The 1,056-nt window shown below is 68.6% G+C and carries 1 protein-coding gene; it reads left to right on the top strand.

The window, feature by feature from the left end; translation table 11 throughout:
- Positions 1-647, top strand: a 647-nt coding sequence (locus tag F0L46_RS22365; RefSeq protein ID WP_240540114.1) for a methyl-accepting chemotaxis protein, incomplete at its 5' end; no start/stop codon positions are given.
- Between the last annotated feature and the right edge of the window lie 409 nt (positions 648-1,056).

Genomic DNA, 1,056 nt, shown 5'->3' with positions numbered 1-1,056 from the left:
CGACGGAGGAGCTGTCGATCTCCGTTCGCGAGATCGCCTCTCAGGTCGCACAGTCCAGCGGCATCGCGTCCAGGGCCGTCGAGAAGGCGCGTGGCACGGATGCGGCGGTGCAGGCGCTGGCGGCCGATGCGGGTCGGATCGGCGAGGTGGTCGCGTTGATCAACAGCATCGCCGGCCAGACGAACCTGCTTGCGCTGAACGCGACCATTGAGGCGGCGCGAGCTGGTGAGGCCGGGCGTGGGTTTGCGGTGGTCGCGTCCGAGGTGAAGGCGCTCGCTGGGCAGACGACGAAGGCCACCGAGGAGATTTCGGCCCAGATCACCAGCATCCAGAGCGCGACGGAGGGGGCGGTCAAGGCGGTGCGGGAGATCGGGCAGATCATCGCCGAGATGTCGGCGATCTCGTCTGCGGTGGCGGCGGCTGTCGAGGAGCAGGGCGCCGCGACGGGGGAGATCGCGCGCAACGTCCAGCAGGCGGCCCAGGGCACGCAGCAGGTCACGGGGGCGATCCAGGACGTGAGGCAGGGCGCCGGCGAGACGGGGGCCGCGGCCGCACAGGTCCTGGGCGCGGCGCGCGAGCTTGCGCAGCACTCGACCAGCCTGGGGCAGGAGGTGGCAACCTTCCTCTCGGGCGTAAAGGCGGCGTGACCCTTGGCCATCTCGGTCAGGCTTGTCCGGTTCCGTGACTCGCGCACCGGCTGACCAATGGCCGGCTGCATCCCTGAGCCCAGGCGAATACGCGCCTTAAGGTAACCGCAGGTATCTGGCATGCATCTGCAGTGACGCGAGTTGAACTGCCTGAACGGAGCCGCTACAGCAGGACGATCCTCGCCCCTCCCAGTCCTGCGTTCTCAGTCAGCGGTTTCCGTACAGCGTCACATGCGTATTTTGGTCGTCGAGGATGAGCCGCTCTATCGCGAGCCGGTTTGCGAAGCGCTGGAGCAGGCCGGGTTCGAGGTCGTCGAAACTGCCTCGGCGATCGAGGCCGGCGCCCTGATCCGCACCGGGCCGGTGCTGGATGCCCTGTTCACCGACATCGCGCTCGGGCCGGGACCCA

It is taken from the genome of Salinarimonas soli (assembly GCF_008386575.1).
Classification (GTDB): domain Bacteria; phylum Pseudomonadota; class Alphaproteobacteria; order Rhizobiales; family Beijerinckiaceae; genus Salinarimonas_A; species Salinarimonas_A soli.
Note: the sequence above shows the minus strand (reverse complement) of the source record. Positions and strands in the feature narration are given on the sequence as shown.